This window comes from Virgibacillus salarius (assembly GCF_039521925.1).
Taxonomy (GTDB): Bacteria; Bacillota; Bacilli; order Bacillales; family Amphibacillaceae; genus Virgibacillus; species Virgibacillus salarius.
This window is the reverse complement of sequence record NZ_BAAACY010000006.1, coordinates 34,459-54,356: the sequence shown is the minus strand read 5'-3', so window position 1 is coordinate 54,356 and position 19,898 is coordinate 34,459. Positions and strand designations below refer to the sequence as shown.

Here is a 19,898-nt window from a genome sequence, read left to right as displayed (position 1 = left end):
GAAGGAGGCATTTCAATGAATGTTGAGGTTATTCCTTTCCTATCTTTAAACGGACAAGGAGCAAGAGCAATTGCATTTTATGAGCAATATTTAGAGGCTACGGTTCTATTCAAAAAAACTTATAAAGAAATGAAGGACATGGACCCAAAGTTTACGTACGCAAAAGGGCAAGAGGACTATATTACACATTCTGTCTTACAAATTGGATCGAACAAGCTGATGATTGCCGAGGAAGCAATGGATCAAACCCGCTCCTGGCAGTTAAATAACAGCTCGTCTTTATGTGTTCAAGCAAAGGACTATAACGCGATTTATACTATCTATGCAAATCTTCTAAAGCATGAAGACGTCCACATTTTAATACCCTTTGAAAAAAATGCATTTAGTTCTGGATATGGTATTGTAAGAGATCCCTTTGGAGTGATTATTCAATTAGCCGTAACGAAACATGAATTTTAGACTTCTAAAGCCTACGCGACTAAACCTAATGAGGATGGAACATAACGAAATCAGTATAGTGAACTACTCCCACCACTTACCACCCTTACGGGTTGCTTGAAGTGGGGGCTTCTTGGGTAATCGCCACTTTTGGTAGCTGACGAAATGGACCAAGCTAACCCTCTTGTTACAAGAGTTTATATTTTCATTAGGCACTTGCTAATAAGCGAATGCCTTCTTTTTTGATATGGAGAGCTGAATTAATCTCTTTCGGGATTTAGCCCACACGAACAAGCGTAAGTTCTAATTTCTATAGGCATTGGTTGGGTATTTCCGCAACTCGAACAAGTTTGGTAGATGGGAACCATTTATCAAACTTGTTCGAGTTGTTTCCCTTGTTCTTTTAGTTTGTACTGTAAGAAAGAAGTGAACATTCCCCATCCATTGAAAAATCTAAGCCAACAACTTTTTCAATTTCCTTCCTTTTTATCTCCTTCTCGTACTCTGTAAGAATAGAAATATAGTATTTTCCTGATGAAGTCATAGACAAGGTACAAGATTTGATGTTGTACTCCGAAGGAATTGCTCGCATCTTGAACAGCTGTACTTACTCATGGATCAAATTGTCCTGTTCAATGCCTAATTTCATAGCAACAGTTATTCGTTTTTTTCCATTACTGCAAAATAATTTTCTTCACTATCTGCAAAGTTAAAGACTTTTCCCGAAGGCATATTTACCATTTCACCAACTGTGACGCCTTTGCTAGATAAATCCTTATATAGCTTTTCTAGATTGTCAGTAAAAAACATCAAGGAAGGTGTATCGAGATTTAATTCAGGCTCCATTTTTGCAATAACGCTTTTATCATGAAGTACTATCCTTGTTTCGGCTTCCATTGTTGGAGCAATCTCAATCCATCTCATTCCCTGACCATTATTTTCATCAGTAATGACCTGAAAACCTACCTTTTCTCTCCAAAAACGCACTGCTTCATCTTGATTATTTACATACAGCATGAGCTGCCCTACTTTATTAATCATTCTATTACCTCCGTATCTGTTATCATCTCCTTATTTATTTCTACATTCATCTCAAATATCCTTTTCATTTCATCTAGAACTGCATGAATAAATGGAGGACTAATAAATATACACTCCTTATCCACTTCCATTCAGTTTCCATAGCCTCAAAAATTATATTTATTTAATTTTTCTTTTATAACCATCATCGAAGTATGAATTTCATGTATCTCACTTTCAGATAGTCCGCTAAACAATTGATTTATTTGTTGATCTGACTGAATATTAATTTTAGCTAGCTGTTCCTCTCCTTTTTTTGTTAAAAAGAGAAAGTTTTTTCTATTGTCTCTTGCTGAGCTTTTTTTCTCTATTAATGCTTCCTTCTCTAATTTACGCAAAATCCTGCTCATATAGCTTTTATCCATATTAAGTTTTTGAACGAGATTATTCGCAATACATTCAGTTTCTTCGCTAATTTCGAATAATATGCGTGCCTCGGTTAATGAATAATCTGTATCTAGAATGTGGTTATTAAATAAACCAAGTACCTTTGTATAAAATCGATTGAATTGCCTGATATCATAAATAATTTCTTTATCCATACGTTCTCCTTTAGTTGACTTTGTCCACTTTTAATAATACTATAACTATACCCTTGAAATGTTGACTTAGTCAACTTTTTAAGGGGAGAACAGTTTAACAATCTTTCGTAATCTTTAATGAGAACTATTTGGAGGGGGTATTATATGATTATTCGAGAAATTAAACAAGAAGACAATGCACAAATAAAAAAGATCATACAGGATTCACTAAAATCACTTGGTTTAGCGATTCCTGGTACAGCTTATTTTGACCCTCAACTTAACGATCTTCACCAATATTATACGGAGTTAAAACATGCGAACTATTGGGTGGTAGAAATGGAAGGAGAAGTTGTTGGCGGAATTGGTATAGCACCGTTTAACGAACATGACCATGTTTGCGAATTGCAAAAGCTCTACGTAAGTCCAAAAACGCAAGGTTTAGGATTTGCAAGGAACCTGATGGAAACAGCTCTATCATTTGCATCTAAACATTATTCAAAGTGCTACTTAGAAACACAACATGAATTAACAGCTGCATGTATATTATATAAAAAATTTGGATTCTCTCTTTTGGATGAACCACTGTCTGGTTCTGACCATTCCGCCATGAATGCGTGGTATATAAGAGATTTGAATTAGTAATTAATAAACTTCTTTTTAATGCTATATACATCCATAAATTTCAATCATTACCAAAGAAGTGTTCTTTCATAAAGTGAAACTTCAATTAACGGGGGGCTTACTGCTAGTTATATGCGGGATAAACAAAAGCGCAAGTGCCCGATTAGAAACGTAGCGACTGGAGCGAGTCAACGGAGATAATTAATCACGGTGTGCTTGCGAGCCGATGATGATTTAGATTAGGACGATTCGTGAAGTCCTCTAGTTTCTGGGTGCTGTGCTGGACGCCGCCCAACACGCCCATATCCACATGGGCACTTTTATAATTTCCTAGACTAGAATAAAAGATGGGATGAATATATAGTTTTCACACCATCTTTTTAAACTACTCTACAAATAATACTGGCTTTTGTTTTGATTAAAGCTTAACAGCTATTCCTGCCGTTTCTTTAAAGAAATTTTTATATAGTAGTATATCCAAATCTGTACTTCTTTTTCTTCAGTCACCGTTATTTTTTATGTCATGGTCATTTACAGGCATTTTCGTACCAGTAAAGGGATTTAACTCATATGTCATATCTCGATTGTAATCCTTTTCTGTTTTCCGAACATTTTTTCCTAAAGCAACAAAATACATTATAAAAGGCACAAAAGCAATGAGTATAACAATTCTTATTATCCAATCCATTGAATATACCTCCCTTTATTTTGTATTACGTCCTTTAATTAATTAAGTTTCACCTTTTCCCAAAACGCTACTATTATACGAAACATGGGGTCATTGTGAAAAAAACACGAACTAGAATGAATAAAAACACTCAAAATTGAAAGAGGTGGCCCACTATCAACAAAAAAGCGAAATCAAGTACTGACAACAGTAAACTTATTTATTTCATTTAACTATATTTAATCGTTTTATAAAAAGGCTGAATTATTTTTTGGTTACGTAGCTATTCTTGAATGAACTAAGAAAAATTCTTGAAGCTATACTTGGGAATATAACAAAGATGACTAGACATCGTCAGTTAACCAAAAATACAACACCTATTTAATTTCAACTTATTGACCTACACTAAGGTTTTAGTTTTGTAGTTTTCCCTTTTTAGCATACTTCATAGGTTCAGGTAATAAAAGGTTTAATATAGCTGCTCCTACTAAAATAACAATTGATAAGTAAAAGGAAATGTTATAACTACCTGTCTCACTATAAAACAGCCCTGGTAAATAAGCACCTAATGCTGATCCTATTTGATGACTTAGAAATAACCATCCTAAGATAAATCCAATGGAATATTCTTTAAAATATTGAGTAGCCAATAATTGAGTAGGAGCTACAGTTGCAAAATCAACTAATCCAAATAGCACTGCAAAAACAAGTAGTAAACCAGAATTATGACTATATAATAGAATACAAATTGATATTGCTCTAACTACATATAGAAAGAATAACATTTTCCGACTGCTCCAACGATCAGCTACTACACCAGATATTAAGATTCCTAAAATATTAAATCCAGCAAGTATACTTATAGCTGCACTAGTGACACTTGTTGAAAAACCATGATCATGTGAAAATGGAATTAGGTGTGTATCCATTAATCCTGTGGTAGTAAAACCACAAATAGCAAAAGGTAAAATTAAGAACCAAAATTCTCTTTTTAGAAATACTTGCCATATCGAAAGGTTTGTATTTAAAGCTTTCTTTGCGTCTATGTCTTCTTCAATAACTTCCCCGCCAATAGGGGATAACCCCTTTTCTTTAGGATGATTTCGTAAAATTAAAAGGACAATTGGAAAGACAACGAAAATTAAAAAAGCACCTAAAATAATAACAGTCATTTTCCAATTAAACCAATGGATTAACATAAGAGAACCTGGAACAAGAAACATTTGACCAGCACCAAAACCTGCTTCCATAATCCCAAATGCAAGGCCACGCTTTTCATTAAACCAATTAGTTACAACCACTGTTGCAGCTACATTAGAGGCTCCTCCTACACCAAGAGAAACCATAATTCCATAAAGAAAAAATAACTGCCAAGGGTGATGTACAAAAGAAGTAAGTAAAATACTTATTCCTACTAGAAAAGTGCTGAAGGATAAAATAATACGAGCACCTAATTTATCAACTAGCCTGCCAATGATTGGTTGGGAAAGTCCATAAACAATAAAGCTTAAAGTTGAAATAAGGGAAATTGTTCCTCTATCCATTGAAAATTCAGATTCCCATGGTTCTACAAAAGCACCAAATGAAAGGCGTACACCTTGAACAGCTAAAAAAGTTAAAAATGTCACAAAAACGATAATCCAACCATAATGAAATTTTATCTTCATATCTTCTCCTAAAAAAATAATTATTTGGTCCTTAGATCTAAATCCCAACGTTCTTCTATTAAAGTAGATCCCCACAATGATTTTTCTTCTTTTTCTGCTGTTATTTCAAATCCAAATTTTTTATATAATGGTCTGGCAGTTACCATATCACTAACCGTCCAAAGAAAAATTCGTTCAAAATTATGTTCTTTGCAATATTGAACTAAAGATTTAATAAGTTGAGTGCCCACTCCCTTTTTTTGAAATGCTGGATTTACTAGGAACCACCTTAACTGTCCGGTCTCGCTTCCATCATTTACTAAACCAATACAGCCTGCAAACTGTCCACAACTTTCCGCTATCCAGATCCTTTCTATTTCAGAGTCAAAGGTCTCATGAAGATATGCTAAAAAACTTTTATCCCATTTGTATACTTGGCTATAAAATAACCATTGCTGTTCAATCATGTTTTTTATATCTTCCGAAGTATAATAGCTCCGGATAGTAACGGCTTCTTCTTTATCTTGAAATGAATGAGAAAGAATTTCTTGTATCGTATTCATTGAAGAAATCAGCTTTCGTTTTTGACCATCTTCCAAACCTTCAAGAATATATCCCACTTGCTGATTAGCCTTCTTCTCCAGCTCTTTGTATATTAATTCTCCATGATTCGTGACATATAGATGATAATTACGACCATCATCTTTACATTTTTGCTTATAAATCATTTTTTCCATTTCGAATTTTTTAATAATTCTACTTACATAACCACCATCTAAATCTAATTTTTCTTGAATATGTTTAGCTGTACAATTTCTAGTGTTATAAATCTCAAATAAAATACGAGTTTCCGTTAAAGAAAAAGGACTATCGTAGATATGTTCATTTAAAAAGCCTAGAATTTCTGTGTAAAACCGGTTGAATTTCCGTAACTCAAAACCACATTCATTTTGTTCATTATTCATATTGCACACCTCTTCCAAAGTCTAATAATTTATTAAATACATAATTATTTCATAATTTTAAACAAAATACTTGCTTTAGTCAATTATTTATTTTTTTCTCCCTCTTCGTAGAACCTCAAGTTAGCTACATAATCTTCGTAAAGCATGCTCATAATAATTTCATCCGAATATGTATTCTTCAAATATAAGGATTGTCTTAAAATGCCTTCTTTTTGAAAGCCAGCTTTTTCATAAGACTTTATGCCACGAATATTATGTGAGAAGACTTGCAGCTCTAAGCGATTTAAGTTTAATTCCTCAAATGTAAATTTTTGTGCAAGCCGTGTAGCTTCTGTCCCATACCCTTTTCCATAGTTGTCCTTACTATGAAGCGCTATTCTAAACATTGCCTTTTTATTATGTTCATCAATTTCTTGAATCGATAAATCACCTATAATTTGGCCATTTTCTAATAAACAAATAGCTAAATCATGACGCGTCTCATCTTGGCTAAAGCTTTTATAAGCATTAACCACCTCCTCCATTGTAAATACGTTACGTGTGCCAGTCATGTATAACCCTTCATCCTCTTGGCATCCCTTAAATATACTTTCCATATCACTATCACAGATAGGTCTTATGTATACATAACTTCCTTTGATCATGTTTATAACCCCTTCTTTGATAATTTTTACTTAACCATATCAACTTATCTTCTATTTAAATAGATCGTTTTATAAATAGCTATGCCTAAAACAATGATGAAACGTTTTTGACATCATGAAAGGCACTAACAAGTGATTTGTCAGTGCCTTTCATTCATCTAGAATAGACTATTTTTTTAACCGTTTCTGTAGATAAATAATATTGTATTGCCAAAGCTTCAATTGGTGTTCCACAAGTAAAAGCTTTCCTTATAAGCCATTTATGCCAGCCCCTTAATTAATATAAATAAAAATAAGCATGCAAAGCCAATTTATAAGAAATGAATCCTAAGCAAATTATACAAATTGCTCATGTAAAAATCCGTCTTCTATTGCCATTTTCCAATTAAACTGTTGGTACCAGAAATAAGGCCACCATAAGCTTCATTTGTGATATAACCTCTGTCTTTTTGTCGATCAAGTAACCGCTTAAACCCTTTCAAGTGTTTCACAATCTTTTCTTCTTCTTTTTTCTGTTCAAATCGTTCCACCACGGTCAGATGTATGTTCAAAGCATGCACAGTGCTTTTCTTTTTAAAAGCACCAATTTCATCATAATAGTCAACTAATGCACGTAAATCGGCTATTGTTGATACTGGTACTGCCTGCTCGATGCGAAGATTATCCAATATAAATGTACCTTCCCCAGTGTCCATATTTACGGATGTGCCATCATTAAAGAGACCGATATAGGTTTGACCATTTTCTGAGCCAGTAATGGTAAACTCTGCTGTGTTTGTTTTTATAGATGCTGGGAGTAATTCATTCGTTGTTAATCCATTTGCCTTGTCGATATTTCGAACATCAATCGCTTGGTCACCAACGATGAAGCGATACGAATCAGCAGTTGTTTGATAGTCAAAGCTCACTTTATACGTTACACCTGGTTTAAAATGAAAGTGTTGTGGAATAGTTCGGTATACTAATCCACTGTTTCCGGTATTCACCTTCAGAGACCAATTCCCCTCAAGTACATCATCAACTATTTTTTTGCCTGCCCAACCTTTTTGTGTATATGGTGTATGAAGCTCTGCCAAGTGAATGCGGTTATCTTCTACACCCTCTGTATTACCTACAACAAAAGGATAAATTCCCTGGACAACTGTTTCAAAATCCTGTTCAAATACACCTGGTGAGCTGTAATTATTCAATGAACTTTGCACAATTCGGATGTCATCAAATCTTGTATTCCCTTCCCCGGCTTCACGGCCAAGCGATAATATAGCTGTATCACTTTCAGCAATAAAACTTACTTGCATCCGCTGCATATTACTGTTGTATCCATCATTTGTGGCATGTGAATCAGCTTTTACGTAGTTCTTTTGTAAGCTACGCAATGTATAATTGCTAACCTCCTCTACGCCACCCATAACAGAAATTGAAGCCTGCCCATCACTATTGTTCTCCACATATACTTCTGCTACATATTCCGCTCCAGGTTCTAAATCGGTTATCGTTCGAGTTACAATTGTCTCTTTTTTCGGACTGTCCATATTCAAATAATAGTCGCCACTGCTTAAATTTCGAGCATCCTCTGCTTGGTCTGTTCTATTTACACTGACAGCTTTCTTATCACCTTTAACCTTTGTAAACTTATCTTTAATTGTCCCTGTATTAAACCCAGAATCATGAATATGGTTACCAGTACTCCATTCCTCAACCTTTATTTGTTGATCGTCGCCAGCAACAATAATATAAGGAGTTGCTGCTTCCGCGTTCAGTGTAATTTGATTATCAACTACCTCTACCTCATGCATATCCGTTCTACCTTGATCTGTTAGCTTATAAACTTTTAGACTCGCAGCATCCTCGTATTCATTCGGAAGTGTCCATGTAGTCTCTCCACCTTCCAAATTCCAGTGATATAGTTTATTAGAATCAGGTGTTGGTTTCTCGAAATCCTGCTCGATCCATGGCAGCAAATACGTATGACCGTCAAGTATGACATTGTCATTAAGACGAATGATTCGTTCTCTCGAATCATTTTTTCGTCTCACTTCAACTTGATCTCCATTGCTTGGATCCTTTAACTTGATTGCTTTTTCTAAATTGGTTTTCGTTGGGTCACCTTCTGTTGTTTCCCAATTCATTACATAATATTTTTGTAAAAACTTCGTCGGTAAATTCGTATCAAATGTCATGCGAATGAAGTGATCGAAGTTCTTATCCGATTGCCATCCTTCAAAACCAGCTAACTCAAATCCACCAAGTAATGGATGATCCGCTGTACCTCCCACTTCTGGCCAATTTAGTACCCAGGAATCTTTTTGATGATTACTAATAAAACGAAGCACTTCAGAGTTAATACCCTTGCTTGCTGAGCCACCATAATTTTTGTCCGTTGCCCAATGCTGCCATGTGGAATAATTTGGAACAGCTGTACCAAATTCTGTTGTCATCCTCCACCCTCTGTCCACAATTTGCTCAGCAATCCGATCGGACTCCCATTGATCCTGATACCAAACATCTAGGTATATAAAATCAAGTTCAGGTGCGGCTGCTTTTAATTCATCCAATCTTTGAGCACGTGCACCCGAGTACAAATCTTTCAATTTATCAATAGTGTATGACTGGTCTAACCACCCCCACCCTTTGGCATTAGGACCGTTAATCAAATCGTCACTAAAAGCATCTGCTTCTGGATACGTTTCTTGGGCATTAATGTGAACACCAAATTCCGCATTGTACTGATGACCCTCTTCAATAAGTTTGTTTAAATCTATTGAACCACCCATACGCTCGCCAATATCACCGTAATCTGGGTGAGCACTGTCATGTCCTTCATTTCCATAACCTTTAAGCAGAACAGCCTGTCCTAATCCATCTGTTGCAAGTGCTACCTTTTTAACATTGTCTAGCGTTTTCAGAAATGGCTGCTGGGTCTGTGAGCCAAAATTCATGGCAATGCGCATGCCTACATTATTGTTTACGTTTTCCGATCCCTTAATCGTCTGCATAATATCACGGTATGCAATTGCTCCGTCCTGCCAATCTACGTTGTTATCTGCGTTTAAATCCTCTGCAATGGCAATTTTTATGGTCGGCTTATTAGAGGATGGTTCTGACATAAACTCCCTATGGTAATAAAGAGCGTTGGATGCAATACCTAGCGCTTTATTACCATTACCATTTACGTACCGGTTGGCAATCAAGTTATGGTAGCCATCTACTTCTGAACTGGACCATACCCCTGCACTTAGTTCGTTTGTTGACAGAAAGGCAGCATAGTACCCCTTTGAACTTCCTATTTCCTCTATTGATGAGTCTACATTCACAGTCGTATCACCGGGCTTGGTAACATCACTACTGAGATTGGTTAATTTAGCATTTGCATCAGCTTGCGAAGCATTTACTGAGATAAAATTCATATCTGCAAATTCGATTGTTTCAATGGTGGTATTCCCGTTATTATTTATTTCCTCAAAGCTATAAACAACCTTATTGCCATTCACTTTTAGTGAAAGGGTAAACGTAGCATCAAGGTCCTCAAACTCATCCTGAACAGCTAGCGTATAAATCACTTCCTGATCACTAACCTTTTCAAAGCTTACTTCAGGATAGTAAAGCATATTATTTATTTTTAATCCATAAACTGGTGATAGCTGCCCATTCATTACACTGTTACCAACAGAGTATTTGATTACTCTAGGAAACACTTCATCAATTGTTACATTCATATAATCTGAGCTTATTGTCTGCTCTATTGGCTCTAGATCTGGTGGATCTGGAGGCATGTACTCCTTCATATGCACATTCGAAATCGTAATATTAGCAGCTCCGCGGCTCTTCTCTAAGCCAATTAATCCCGCTTTATCTACACCACCAGACTGCGTCCATGATCCTATTTTTTCATCATTAATGAAGAGCGTTGCTGAATCATTAATAAATCGTACACGCAAATGGTATGTTTGGTCTGCCTCTATCGCCATCCCTTTCGTTAGCGAAGTCCATTTGTTCACTGGACCGAAGAGCTCATGGAAGTACTGATTGTTCTGATCCTCCGTTCCCACATACGTATACGCAGAGGGATCTTGTACTCGAAAAATAACTCCGAAACGATTCAAATCTGTATCTGATGTAATGTCTGCTTCAAAAATACCATTTTTCATTTCTTCCATATTTTTATAGACTATTTTATTTTTTCCGCTCGATGTAATTCCAAATGTTGCAGACCCATCATCGTGATAGGTTATCGTACCGTCACCTTGAATAATTTCTAAGTCCCCTTCTTCCAAGTTCTCATCATTAATTTCTGTCTGATTACTAGTAGAATCAATAGTTTGTAATCCCTCCCCGCTTGGTGATTCTTTTGAATTTTCATCCTTTTTTCCAATTTTCTCCTCCACTGCAGATCTCATGTTGCTGTTCCCCTTTTGCTGTGTGATTTCAGTTGTTTCATCTCCAGCAGAAGTATCTTGATTCCAACCTTCTGCATAAGCTGATGAGCGATTAATTATACTTAGATAAGAAACAGTTAACATAAATGCTAGTAACACTGTACATACTTTCTGTGCACATTTTTTTATCATTGATCCATTTACCTCCTTTATTTTAATAACTTAAATTAGATTGGGAGGACAAGTAGGTTTATTTCCATAAAGTGAAACTTCAATCAGTTAGGGTTTTGTTTAACCTCACTACTGCCAATTATGTGCGGGATAAAACAGGAACCTCCCTACAATTGCACGGTTACAAATTAAGGTTAACGTTGTTGAAACGCTTTCACAACAAAGATGTTGTTCTATTTTTTATGAATATTGCTTATTATTAGATTTATTAGTTCATTAAAGAGATAGTGCGAAGTAGTTCTATGAATCTTTTATTTGAAAAGCAGCCAATTACCTAATCCCGTTTAATTACTTGTTACTAAAACAGAAAAAGAGAGAAACACCTTGGGAACAAGGCGCTTCTCTTCAATTCAATTCAATTCTTTATTATCTCAAAATATACTTTTTACCAAGTGCCCACATAACAACACTTATACTCAAAAAATATAATGGCATCGTAATCAATGAACCATTATGAAGAAAACTCATTCCCGTCGTTACTAAACTAACTAACATGTAATAGCCTAAACTGAAAACTGCCCCGGCTGTTCCTATAACATCTTGAAAATCCACAAGCGCAAGGCTCAAACAGTTTGGTAAAGCAATACCTGCTCCTATTAACATGATAAAAACTGCAACTAAAATACCTAGCAGTAATGCTAGATTAAATGAAGCTGTGAAAATAACGGCCAATGTTAATAACAAAGAGCCTACAATCATTACGAAGCATCCAAGGTGAATAATTCTCTCTGGCTGATATATGGTTAATAATTTTCTTGAGATTATAGCTCCAATAATAGATGCCAACGCCACAATTATACCTAGGAAACCAAACATACCTGGAGACATATGAAAGTGTTCCATAAAGATAAAGGGGGCTTCCGCATAATAGCTGAACAAAATTCCGTTTATACCACCAATTAGCAATCCAAAGACAAAGACACGTGGAGAAAAAACAATTCGTTTAGCAACAGGCAAAATGGCGACTCGTTTTCTTGTTAAACCATTCGTTGTCTCCGGTAGCCTGAAAAAAGCATAGATAAACAACAAAATACTCATTATAACAAGCACTAAAAAGACAGCCTTAAACCCAAGTTCCTGATCCACCCAACCACCGATAAGTGGACCTACTGCAGGTGTGAAAGCGATAACTGCAGATATTTGTGCAAACATAACATGTCTTGTACTTCCAGACATACTTTCTCGTAAAATGGTTTGCGTAATAACTGACCCAGTAGCTGCCCCAAAAGCCTGAATGAAGCGGCTAACAAGAAGGAAAGTAACGGTTTCAGAATAAAAACACATCACACTTCCTATTCCATAGAAAACTAAACCACTTAGCATTGCTGGTCTCCGGCCGATTAAATCAGAGACCCATCCCCAACAGAAAACCCCGAAGGCGAAACCAATAAAGTAAATACTTAAGGTTAACTGCACCGAATTATTTGTAGCACCAATCGCATTAGCAATATCCGGCAAAGCTGGCGTATAGATTGTTTCGCTAATTTGTGGAAAAGCCACCAGAACAATCATTAAAAGTAAAGATGGTGCTGTATATTTTTTCATTTTTTGCCCTCCTACAAGCATGGTCTATGTTAAAAACAAAGAGACCAGCTAGGGGAAGGGCGGTATCATTATTAATATACGATTATAAAATAGCATTATTAAATCACCTTCGTATGCAATAAAAGTAGGAGAGCATAGTCTGATAATATTATAGGAGTTTTTATCCTTTTTTGAAAGAGCTATTTTATCCTCTTTAGTTTTGTCACAGCCCAAATTAAAAGGTATTCATTTAACTCTCCCCTTTTTATATTTGGATTGTTATCTATTAACCTCTCATATCCAAAAACCCTTTCTAAAAGAAAGACTATGAAGATGACATGGCACCTATCCTATGCAAAGTAGATTTTCATTCAGTAAGGATGGATACATTTTGTCTTGACGTTCGCACTCCATATATGTATAATCTAAATCGTAATAATTACGATTTATGAGGAGGAGTATTTATGCGTATTTCATTTATAAAATGGTTTAGCATAGTAACCATTAGTTCGTTACTAGTATTAGCAGGGTGTCAAAATTCAGGCTCATCTAAGGAAGATAATGAAAAATCATCATCCGGCAACACTTCTAAACAGCAAGAGCAAACAACTGATAATACAAATGAGCATGATCATAATCACGACCATGATCACGACCACAGTCATGCACTTGATGAAGAAACAAAACAAATTTACGAAGGGTATTTTGAAGACAGTCAAGTGAAAGATCGTTCACTCTCAGATTGGGAAGGTGACTGGCAATCTGTATATCCATATTTACAAGATGGGACGCTTGATGAGGTATTCGTTTATAAGGCTGAAAATGAAGGTGATAAGACAGCTGAAGCGTATAAGAAATATTATAATAAAGGCTATCAAACGGATGTTGATCGTATCCTAATTCAAGGGGATATGGTAACGTTCTTCAAAAATGGCGATAAATATACAGGTGAATATACCTATGATGGGTACGAAATCCTAACATATGACGCGGGAAATAGGGGAGTAAGATACATATTTAAACTAGTTGAAGAAACTGAAGAGCTTCCTCAGTATATTCAATTCAGTGATCATAGTATCTATCCAAACGAAGCTGGGCATTACCACCTATATTGGGGTGACAGCCGTGAAGATTTACTGGAAGAAGTCAACAACTGGCCAACCTACTATCCATCAGAAATGGATGGTCACGATATTGCCCATGAAATGATGGCACATTAACCAATCATGGTTAGACATATGTAAATTATGTATTAGAATATGATAGTCGTAGCAGTTGATAACTAGGGTATTCGGAAAATTGCGAGGATAGAGCCAGCTCTTAACCTCTTTCCATCCAATAATCCGATTACCCCTTTTTCATTACTGTGCTAGTTGTCTATGTGTACATTCGTTGATTTTATTTTATTTAAGTGAAACGAACATGTAATGAAAATTAAAGCTAGAACTACAAATAAACCACTAATCCAACTTAAATATAAAATGGAAATATACTGTATGATTATACCTCCGAAAGCAGCCCCAAGAGTCATCCCAACATTCATCAATGCTGTATTAAAGCTTAGTATCGTTTCAGACGAATCCGGCTTCAATGTAATAAGGTAAAATTGCTTCGCAGGTGTTGTTGTCCAAGTAGCTGCTCCCCAAACCATTACGGTAATAAAAACGCCTATTGTTGACTGCGTTGTAAACGTTAAAGAAAATAAAGCCATTGCGTGAATGAATAAACTAATTGATATCGTTCGATTTGGACCCCATTTATCTACTGCATACCCCCCAAATCGAGAGCCAATAAAAGCAAACGTACCTAAAACGAATAATACGACACTAATCATCTCTATAGATAATCCAGCAGTTGTACCTAATAACGGCGAAATATATGCAAACACCATTGTATATCCGAGAATCCAAAATACGGTAGTTAGTAACCCTGTAAATAGTCGCTTATCCTTGATTATCTGTATTTGTTGCTTAAAAGGGAGTGGCGTATTCCCTTTAATCCAAGGTAATCTTTTGTAAAGGAAATATAAAATAAGGACCGTGATGAAGGCAATAATTAGAAAGATATACCGCCAATCTACATAAGCTGCTAAATATGTTCCTATTGGAACTCCAAGTACTAACGAAACGGTAAAGCCCGTGATAACAGTTGCTATGGCACCACCTCTTTTTTCAGGCGTAGAAATTTGAGCAGCATAATTCGTTGCAACTACAATATACAATCCACCACTCATAGCCATAATAACTCGTGATATCATAAGTAAAGCGTAGTCATAACTAAAACATGCAATTATATTTCCTAAGATAAATGTAAAGATGGAATATAATAATACTTTTTTTCGTTCAAATGTTGCAGTTAACATAACCAAGACGAGTGCTCCTATAGCATAAGACAAAGAATATACGGTTATCAATTGACCTGCTAATGCAATGGTTATATCTAAATCAACAGAAATAATTTCTAAAATTCCAGAAACAACAAACTCTGCAGTACCTGTAACAAATGCTCCTAAAGCAAGTAAAAATATATTTAAATTTAGTTTTTGATTCAATTTCTACAGCTCCTTATCACCTCAAGACTTGTTCTCATTTTATGCCCTGTGATAACATAAGTAAAATTGATATTTTTAATGAAGGAGATGAGTAATAACTCATGAGTCTTGTTCGCTTTGAAATTATAACGAAAGTGATGGAGGTGGGGAGTTTTACCAAAGCCGCGGAAAGGTTAAATATGACCCAATCAGCTGTAAGTCATGCTATTGCCAGTCTGGAATCAGAATGGGGTGTGACCTTATTAATTCGTGATCGCCGAAAAGGGATAGCACTTACAGAAGTGGGGCAAAAAATCCTTCCTCATATGAGAGAAGTGCTAAATAATATGGAAAAAATAAACCAGGAAGTAGCTCTAGCAACTAATCTAGAAATAGGCACGATTCATATTGGTACTTTTTCGAGCGCCTCTTCTTGTTTATTACCAAAAATACTTGCAAAATTTCAAAAAAAGCATCCTAAAATAGAATTTAGATTTTATGAGGGGACATACGAAGAAATTACCGAATGGCTGAATTCAGGAATTATAGACATAGGGTTTGTTGTGGAGGATAGATCGACCTCAGACTTTGATCTTGTACCTCTAATAAAAGATGAAATGGTTATCGCTTTTCATCCAGAACATAAGTTTTTTAACAAACAAACGGTAAATATGCAAGATTTACAAGATGAACCTTTTATCATGCCAACAGGTATGTACCAAGCACATGTAGAAGCGTTGTTTAAGCAAGCAAATGTTAAACCTGTTATCCGCTTCGAAGTACATGACTGTAATACAATAGCCAATATGGTACAGGAAGGGCTCGGAGTTACAATCGGTCCAGCGCTATTTCTAAAAACACAGCAAACTATTAAAATAGGTAAATTAAATATTATTAATTGGCGTGAAGTTGCACTAGCTTGCAGTTCAATTTCAAATGCATCTCCCGCTGTAAAAGAGTTTCTTAAGGTTGCTAAACATACTTTCGATCAACCTAAATAATAAAGTGAAACTTCCATCCGTGGAGGATTGTTTATCCCCATTGATTGGTAGTAATGACCTAAAGACCATTGAATCAATCGGACATTTGCTAGCAGTCGAACCCCCTCTTACCAATATTGGGTTCACTTTTTTGCTTGAAGTCAGGGGCTTACTGCTAGTTATATGTGGGGTAAATGGGATACCTATCATAAGTAGTTCGTGATCAAAGATTTAGCGTTTCCCTTGTTCATAGGCACAAGGCGATATAACCAAGTATTAGATCTTTCACTACCTTTATATGCAACGCTTAAATCTCTAATACGTAAATAAAGAAATATAAAACTATAACATACCTAACAAAAAAAGAATCGAGAAGACATACGAATAGTACGTCCCGATTCTAGTCTAAAAGAAATTTACTGTTATATTTAGATTGCTCCAACCTACTCTTTATCTAAATAGAGAAGTTCTATTACTTTCTTTGTTGCCTGTGCAATAAGCTTATCATTATAATCAGCATCCTCTTTATCCCGATCAGAAAGTATGGCAAGAACAATCGGATCAACTTTTGTTGGCCAAATGATAGCAATATCGTTTCGCGTACCATATGAAGCAGCTCCCGTTTTATCTGCAACCTCCCAATTACTTGGAACACCTGCACGAATCAAATTATCTCCCGTCGTATTTCGCTTAAGCCAATCTACTAATATCGTTCGTTTTTCCTCTGGAAGTACATCTCCAAGTGTGAAAGCTTGGAGGCTAGTAACAAGTGCCTTTGGTGTGCTAGTATCAGCTGTTTCTCCTGGTGTAAATTCATTTAATGCTGGTTCCTTTCGCTGGGGATTAGTAACCTCATCCCCTAAACCCCTAAGTGTATCTTTCAATCCACTAGGGCCACCTATTTGATTGAATATAAGATTAGCTGCTGTATTATCACTAAAACGAATAGAAGCATCGGATAGCTCCTTTAGCGTCATCCCTGTATCCACATGCTTTTCTGTGATTGGGTTATAATTTACAAGGTCATCTTTAGTATAGGTAATTCTTTGTTCTAAATCTTCCATTGATTTTTGTTGTAACAGCGCTCCCACCGCTAAGGCTTTATGCGTTGAAGCATATGCAAAACGTTCTTCTGAGCGATAAGCTATCGTTTTATTTGTTCCAGTATCTAGAGCAAACACACCAAGTCTGGCATCAAATTCTTTCTCAAGTTTGCTAAAAGTGGCCTTGATGTCAGTTTCTTGCTTCTTTTGGTTACTATGATTACTTACCTCATTTTTCGAGCAACCTACTAAAGCAATAAATGCTAACAGTAATAAAATTCCTGTCCACTTATATTTATTTGATCGGCAAAGCTGCGTACATACTTTCATGAAAAATCTTCCTTCTTTCTATATGTTTTTTATTCCTAATAACTCCTTCTCGTCGATTACTCCTACATCGTTCACAGCGTGACATGAAGGTGATTGGCAAGATTATTAGATGCAACATATGGGTCTTAGTATTGCCTATCGTAGCAAAAGCGTGTATATATAATTGGGTAACTATTAGCTAATGCAAAAGCATATCGACATTTATTCGGTTTGTTCTTTATCTTTTGGTTCACGACGTTCTTCTTTCAATTCAAAATAAGCATCCATTATTCGTTCGCCTATTTTATTGTTTACATGTTCGCCTTTACCAGTGTGTGGTACGACAATTGCAAAAGCTACCTCTGGATGATCAAATGGTGCATATCCGATGAGAGTGAGATTCTCCGTATAATTGCCATTAATCTCATTTTCTGCTGTTCCTGTTTTTCCTGCAGGATTATACGATTTATCACCAAATTCGCGATATGCGGTTCCACCGGGCTCCTGATATACACGTCGAAAGCCCTCTTGGACACGTTTAATCTGACTTTGACTCATTTCAACCCGATTCAGTACATCTGTATTTACGCTCTTAAACAAAGAACCGAGCTGTTTTTCAGAAGGATTAGGGAGCCGAATTTCTTTCAAAAAATGAGGCCGAACACGTAATCCATCATTTGCAATCGTAGAAACATATTGAGCTAATTGCATAGTGGTGTATGTATCATACTGTCCAATAGCAAAGTCCAGGAGATTACCTGCTACGGGATTAGGACCTTTATATCCTGTACCCTCATAAGGATAGTCAACTCCAGTCTGTACACCAAGTCCAAATTGAGAAAAATAATTCCGCATTTCTTGAAACGCCTCTTTTTGAAATGTAACAGGTTGATTATACTGATAATGATATTCTCCACCCATACGTAAGGCGATGTAAAACATATACACGTTAGATGATCTTTTTAAAGCATCCTGATCATTAAGCAAGCCAAGGCTTGAATCAGTATACGAACTTTTTTCTGGTGTTCCTTTAATTTTTAATGGTTTATCATAAAACGTATCTCCCGGAGCTATTACAGCCGATTGATAACCGGCTAATACTGTTGCCCCTTTCACAGCAGAACCTGGTATATGTTGATCATACAATGCTTTGTACGCAGTATTACGAAATGCATTTTGCTTGCGATCATAATGCTGTCCAGAAACGGCAAGCAACTCACCGGTTTTTGGATTTAAAACAACGGCTAGCGCGTCTTCCATATGACGATTTTCATATGGATATTTTTTAATAATTGCTTTCAATTCATCACGTACAATCTGATCAACTTTTTCCTGGAGTGCTATGTCGATCGTTAAAACTAAATCCTTCCCTTGCTGACCTTCAACCACAATATTGGAATCAACTATTTCCCCCCTTTTATTGATCGTATACTTCATCTGCTCCTTTCTTCCTCTTAGAACAGCCTCATACTGCTCTTCTAATCCGCTTTTTCCAACTCTGTCATTCGGACTATAGCCACGTGTCAAATAAAAGTCTTTTTTATCCTTTAAAATCCCTTCTTTATGAGATGTAATGGACCCTAACAATTTTTTAATCGTATCACCATAAGGATATGCTCGTTTCCAATCTGTCGTTGCATTAATTCCAGGTAACTCATGTAAATGTTCCGAAACCTTGGCAAATTCACTTGGTGTTACCCCCTCATTCTTTACAATGTGTGGTGTTAAGGTCATCGCCTTATCTAATTCTTTTTTTATAAGGATAATGTTTAACTGTTCTTCTGTTATGTCGTTAACTTCCTCTTTATTTATTCTCTTCAAAATCGTACTATATTGTTCTGATGGGTCCATGCTAGCTACTTCTTTTTCCATTAATCGTTTTTTTGCTTCATCTATATGCTTTAAATACCAGTATTCTTTTTTATCTCGTAAGGTTAGCGTATCTAATTGAGCTTGCTTATTTTTGCCATGATACATCGAAATAAAGGTTGATAATTTTTCCGCGACCTCTAATCTTTCTTGTGCTTGTACCCCTTTTGCCGGCATATAAGTGATCGCATATAGTGGTTGATTATCTACAATAACGCGATGGTAACGATCATATATTCTCCCACGTGGTACCGGCATTTTCGTCGTATCTTGAGTTGTTCGGTCTATTTCTGCTTGGAAGCTGTCTCCATTTAAAATTTGTACAACCCCAAGCCGAAAAATTAATATTGTAAATAAGAAGAATATAAGAAGAAATAAAATGCTAACTCGTAAGGTAAACGGATGTTTTCTTTTATCTCTTTTTTCCATTGTTTCAACAAACTCCCTTTAA

At 35.9% G+C, this 19,898-nt stretch carries 16 protein-coding genes and 1 pseudogene; 4 read left to right on the top strand and 13 right to left on the bottom strand.

All coding sequences use genetic code 11. The features are described from left to right. Positions 1-15 precede the first annotated feature (15 nt). Complete coding sequence (locus ABDZ84_RS00865; protein ID WP_166529859.1) at positions 16-459, top strand: VOC family protein; 444 nt, start codon at positions 16-18, stop codon at positions 457-459. Between the two features lie 187 nt (positions 460-646). Here ABDZ84_RS00865 and ABDZ84_RS00860 read toward each other — a convergent pair. From ABDZ84_RS00860 to ABDZ84_RS00845, 4 genes and pseudogenes are all read right to left on the bottom strand, one after another. After that, positions 647-1,045 (bottom strand): annotated as a pseudogene (locus ABDZ84_RS00860) (zinc ribbon domain-containing protein); the annotation flags it as partial. A 50-nt stretch (positions 1,046-1,095) separates the two neighbouring features. Further along, positions 1,096-1,479 carry a VOC family protein gene (locus ABDZ84_RS00855; RefSeq protein WP_166529860.1) on the bottom strand — a complete coding sequence of 128 codons (384 nt, stop codon included), beginning with the start codon at positions 1,477-1,479 and terminating at the stop codon, positions 1,096-1,098. After that, the gene (locus ABDZ84_RS00850; protein WP_343779368.1) at positions 1,476-1,610 is read right to left on the bottom strand and encodes a hypothetical protein; all 135 of its coding nucleotides are present in this window, start codon (positions 1,608-1,610) and stop codon (positions 1,476-1,478) included. The genes ABDZ84_RS00855 and ABDZ84_RS00850 overlap by 4 nt, the downstream gene beginning before the upstream one ends. Before the next feature lie 15 nt (positions 1,611-1,625). Further along, positions 1,626-2,060 (bottom strand): MarR family winged helix-turn-helix transcriptional regulator, encoded by a 435-nt coding sequence (locus ABDZ84_RS00845; protein ID WP_026682112.1) that lies wholly within the window; start codon positions 2,058-2,060, stop codon positions 1,626-1,628. Between the two features lie 144 nt (positions 2,061-2,204). Between ABDZ84_RS00845 and ABDZ84_RS00840 the strand changes: the two genes are divergently transcribed. After that, the gene (locus ABDZ84_RS00840; RefSeq protein ID WP_026682111.1) at positions 2,205-2,681 is read left to right on the top strand and encodes a GNAT family N-acetyltransferase; all 477 of its coding nucleotides are present in this window, start codon (positions 2,205-2,207) and stop codon (positions 2,679-2,681) included. A gap of 481 nt (positions 2,682-3,162) precedes the next feature. Here the strand turns inward: ABDZ84_RS00840 and ABDZ84_RS00835 are convergent, their stop codons facing one another. From ABDZ84_RS00835 to ABDZ84_RS00810, 6 genes are all read right to left on the bottom strand, one after another. After that, positions 3,163-3,351, bottom strand: coding sequence for a hypothetical protein (locus ABDZ84_RS00835; protein WP_026682110.1), 189 nt, complete (start codon positions 3,349-3,351; stop codon positions 3,163-3,165). 392 nt (positions 3,352-3,743) lie between these two features. Beyond that, the gene (locus ABDZ84_RS00830; protein ID WP_121604358.1) at positions 3,744-4,997 is read right to left on the bottom strand and encodes an MFS transporter; all 1,254 of its coding nucleotides are present in this window, start codon (positions 4,995-4,997) and stop codon (positions 3,744-3,746) included. A gap of 20 nt (positions 4,998-5,017) precedes the next feature. Then, a complete protein-coding gene (locus tag ABDZ84_RS00825; RefSeq protein ID WP_166529862.1) occupies positions 5,018-5,941 on the bottom strand; it encodes a bifunctional helix-turn-helix transcriptional regulator/GNAT family N-acetyltransferase in 924 nt (307 codons plus the stop codon). 83 nt (positions 5,942-6,024) lie between these two features. After that, positions 6,025-6,585, bottom strand: a complete 561-nt coding sequence (locus ABDZ84_RS00820; protein ID WP_166529863.1) for a GNAT family N-acetyltransferase — start codon at positions 6,583-6,585, stop codon at positions 6,025-6,027. A gap of 368 nt (positions 6,586-6,953) precedes the next feature. Further along, positions 6,954-11,153 (bottom strand): endo-alpha-N-acetylgalactosaminidase family protein, encoded by a 4,200-nt coding sequence (locus tag ABDZ84_RS00815; RefSeq protein WP_343779360.1) that lies wholly within the window; start codon positions 11,151-11,153, stop codon positions 6,954-6,956. A 405-nt stretch (positions 11,154-11,558) separates the two neighbouring features. Continuing rightward, entirely contained in the window at positions 11,559-12,737 is a 1,179-nt protein-coding gene (locus ABDZ84_RS00810; RefSeq protein WP_026682106.1) for a multidrug effflux MFS transporter, read from the bottom strand. A 443-nt stretch (positions 12,738-13,180) separates the two neighbouring features. On the opposite strand from ABDZ84_RS00810, the gene ABDZ84_RS00805 reads away from it, so the two are divergent. Continuing rightward, positions 13,181-13,936 carry a metal-binding protein ZinT gene (locus tag ABDZ84_RS00805; RefSeq protein WP_121604353.1) on the top strand — a complete coding sequence of 252 codons (756 nt, stop codon included), beginning with the start codon at positions 13,181-13,183 and terminating at the stop codon, positions 13,934-13,936. 149 nt (positions 13,937-14,085) lie between these two features. On the opposite strand, the gene ABDZ84_RS00800 is transcribed toward ABDZ84_RS00805, so the two are convergent. Beyond that, the gene (locus tag ABDZ84_RS00800; RefSeq protein WP_343779356.1) at positions 14,086-15,267 is read right to left on the bottom strand and encodes an MFS transporter; all 1,182 of its coding nucleotides are present in this window, start codon (positions 15,265-15,267) and stop codon (positions 14,086-14,088) included. Between the two features lie 101 nt (positions 15,268-15,368). Between ABDZ84_RS00800 and ABDZ84_RS00795 the strand changes: the two genes are divergently transcribed. Then, a complete protein-coding gene (locus tag ABDZ84_RS00795) occupies positions 15,369-16,247 on the top strand; it encodes a LysR family transcriptional regulator (protein ID WP_343779355.1) in 879 nt (292 codons plus the stop codon). A 422-nt stretch (positions 16,248-16,669) separates the two neighbouring features. On the opposite strand, the gene bla is transcribed toward ABDZ84_RS00795, so the two are convergent. Both bla and ABDZ84_RS00785 read right to left on the bottom strand, forming a co-directional pair. Then, positions 16,670-17,599 (bottom strand): class A beta-lactamase, encoded by a 930-nt coding sequence (bla, locus tag ABDZ84_RS00790; protein ID WP_166529865.1) that lies wholly within the window; start codon positions 17,597-17,599, stop codon positions 16,670-16,672. Between the two features lie 201 nt (positions 17,600-17,800). Then, positions 17,801-19,876, bottom strand: a complete 2,076-nt coding sequence (locus ABDZ84_RS00785; protein WP_026682101.1) for a peptidoglycan D,D-transpeptidase FtsI family protein — start codon at positions 19,874-19,876, stop codon at positions 17,801-17,803. Positions 19,877-19,898 lie beyond the last annotated feature (22 nt).

What these genes read in the sequence shown, in the direction of transcription:
- ABDZ84_RS00815 (WP_343779360.1), bottom strand. Translation starts at nt 11,153, where the DNA reads ATGATAAAAAAATGTGCACAGAAAGTATGTACAGTGTTACTAGCATTT.
- ABDZ84_RS00785 (WP_026682101.1), bottom strand. Translation starts at nt 19,876, where the DNA reads ATGGAAAAAAGAGATAAAAGAAAACATCCGTTTACCTTACGAGTTAGC.
- ABDZ84_RS00830 (WP_121604358.1), bottom strand. Translation starts at nt 4,997, where the DNA reads ATGAAGATAAAATTTCATTATGGTTGGATTATCGTTTTTGTGACATTT.
- ABDZ84_RS00835 (WP_026682110.1), bottom strand. Translation starts at nt 3,351, where the DNA reads ATGGATTGGATAATAAGAATTGTTATACTCATTGCTTTTGTGCCTTTT.
- ABDZ84_RS00855 (WP_166529860.1), bottom strand. Translation starts at nt 1,479, where the DNA reads ATGATTAATAAAGTAGGGCAGCTCATGCTGTATGTAAATAATCAAGAT.
- ABDZ84_RS00850 (WP_343779368.1), bottom strand. Translation starts at nt 1,610, where the DNA reads ATGGAAGTGGATAAGGAGTGTATATTTATTAGTCCTCCATTTATTCAT.
- ABDZ84_RS00840 (WP_026682111.1), top strand. Translation starts at nt 2,205, where the DNA reads ATGATTATTCGAGAAATTAAACAAGAAGACAATGCACAAATAAAAAAG.
- bla (WP_166529865.1), bottom strand. Translation starts at nt 17,599, where the DNA reads ATGAAAGTATGTACGCAGCTTTGCCGATCAAATAAATATAAGTGGACA.
- ABDZ84_RS00795 (WP_343779355.1), top strand. Translation starts at nt 15,369, where the DNA reads ATGAGTCTTGTTCGCTTTGAAATTATAACGAAAGTGATGGAGGTGGGG.
- ABDZ84_RS00845 (WP_026682112.1), bottom strand. Translation starts at nt 2,060, where the DNA reads ATGGATAAAGAAATTATTTATGATATCAGGCAATTCAATCGATTTTAT.
- ABDZ84_RS00825 (WP_166529862.1), bottom strand. Translation starts at nt 5,941, where the DNA reads ATGAATAATGAACAAAATGAATGTGGTTTTGAGTTACGGAAATTCAAC.
- ABDZ84_RS00805 (WP_121604353.1), top strand. Translation starts at nt 13,181, where the DNA reads ATGCGTATTTCATTTATAAAATGGTTTAGCATAGTAACCATTAGTTCG.
- ABDZ84_RS00820 (WP_166529863.1), bottom strand. Translation starts at nt 6,585, where the DNA reads ATGATCAAAGGAAGTTATGTATACATAAGACCTATCTGTGATAGTGAT.
- ABDZ84_RS00865 (WP_166529859.1), top strand. Translation starts at nt 16, where the DNA reads ATGAATGTTGAGGTTATTCCTTTCCTATCTTTAAACGGACAAGGAGCA.
- ABDZ84_RS00810 (WP_026682106.1), bottom strand. Translation starts at nt 12,737, where the DNA reads ATGAAAAAATATACAGCACCATCTTTACTTTTAATGATTGTTCTGGTG.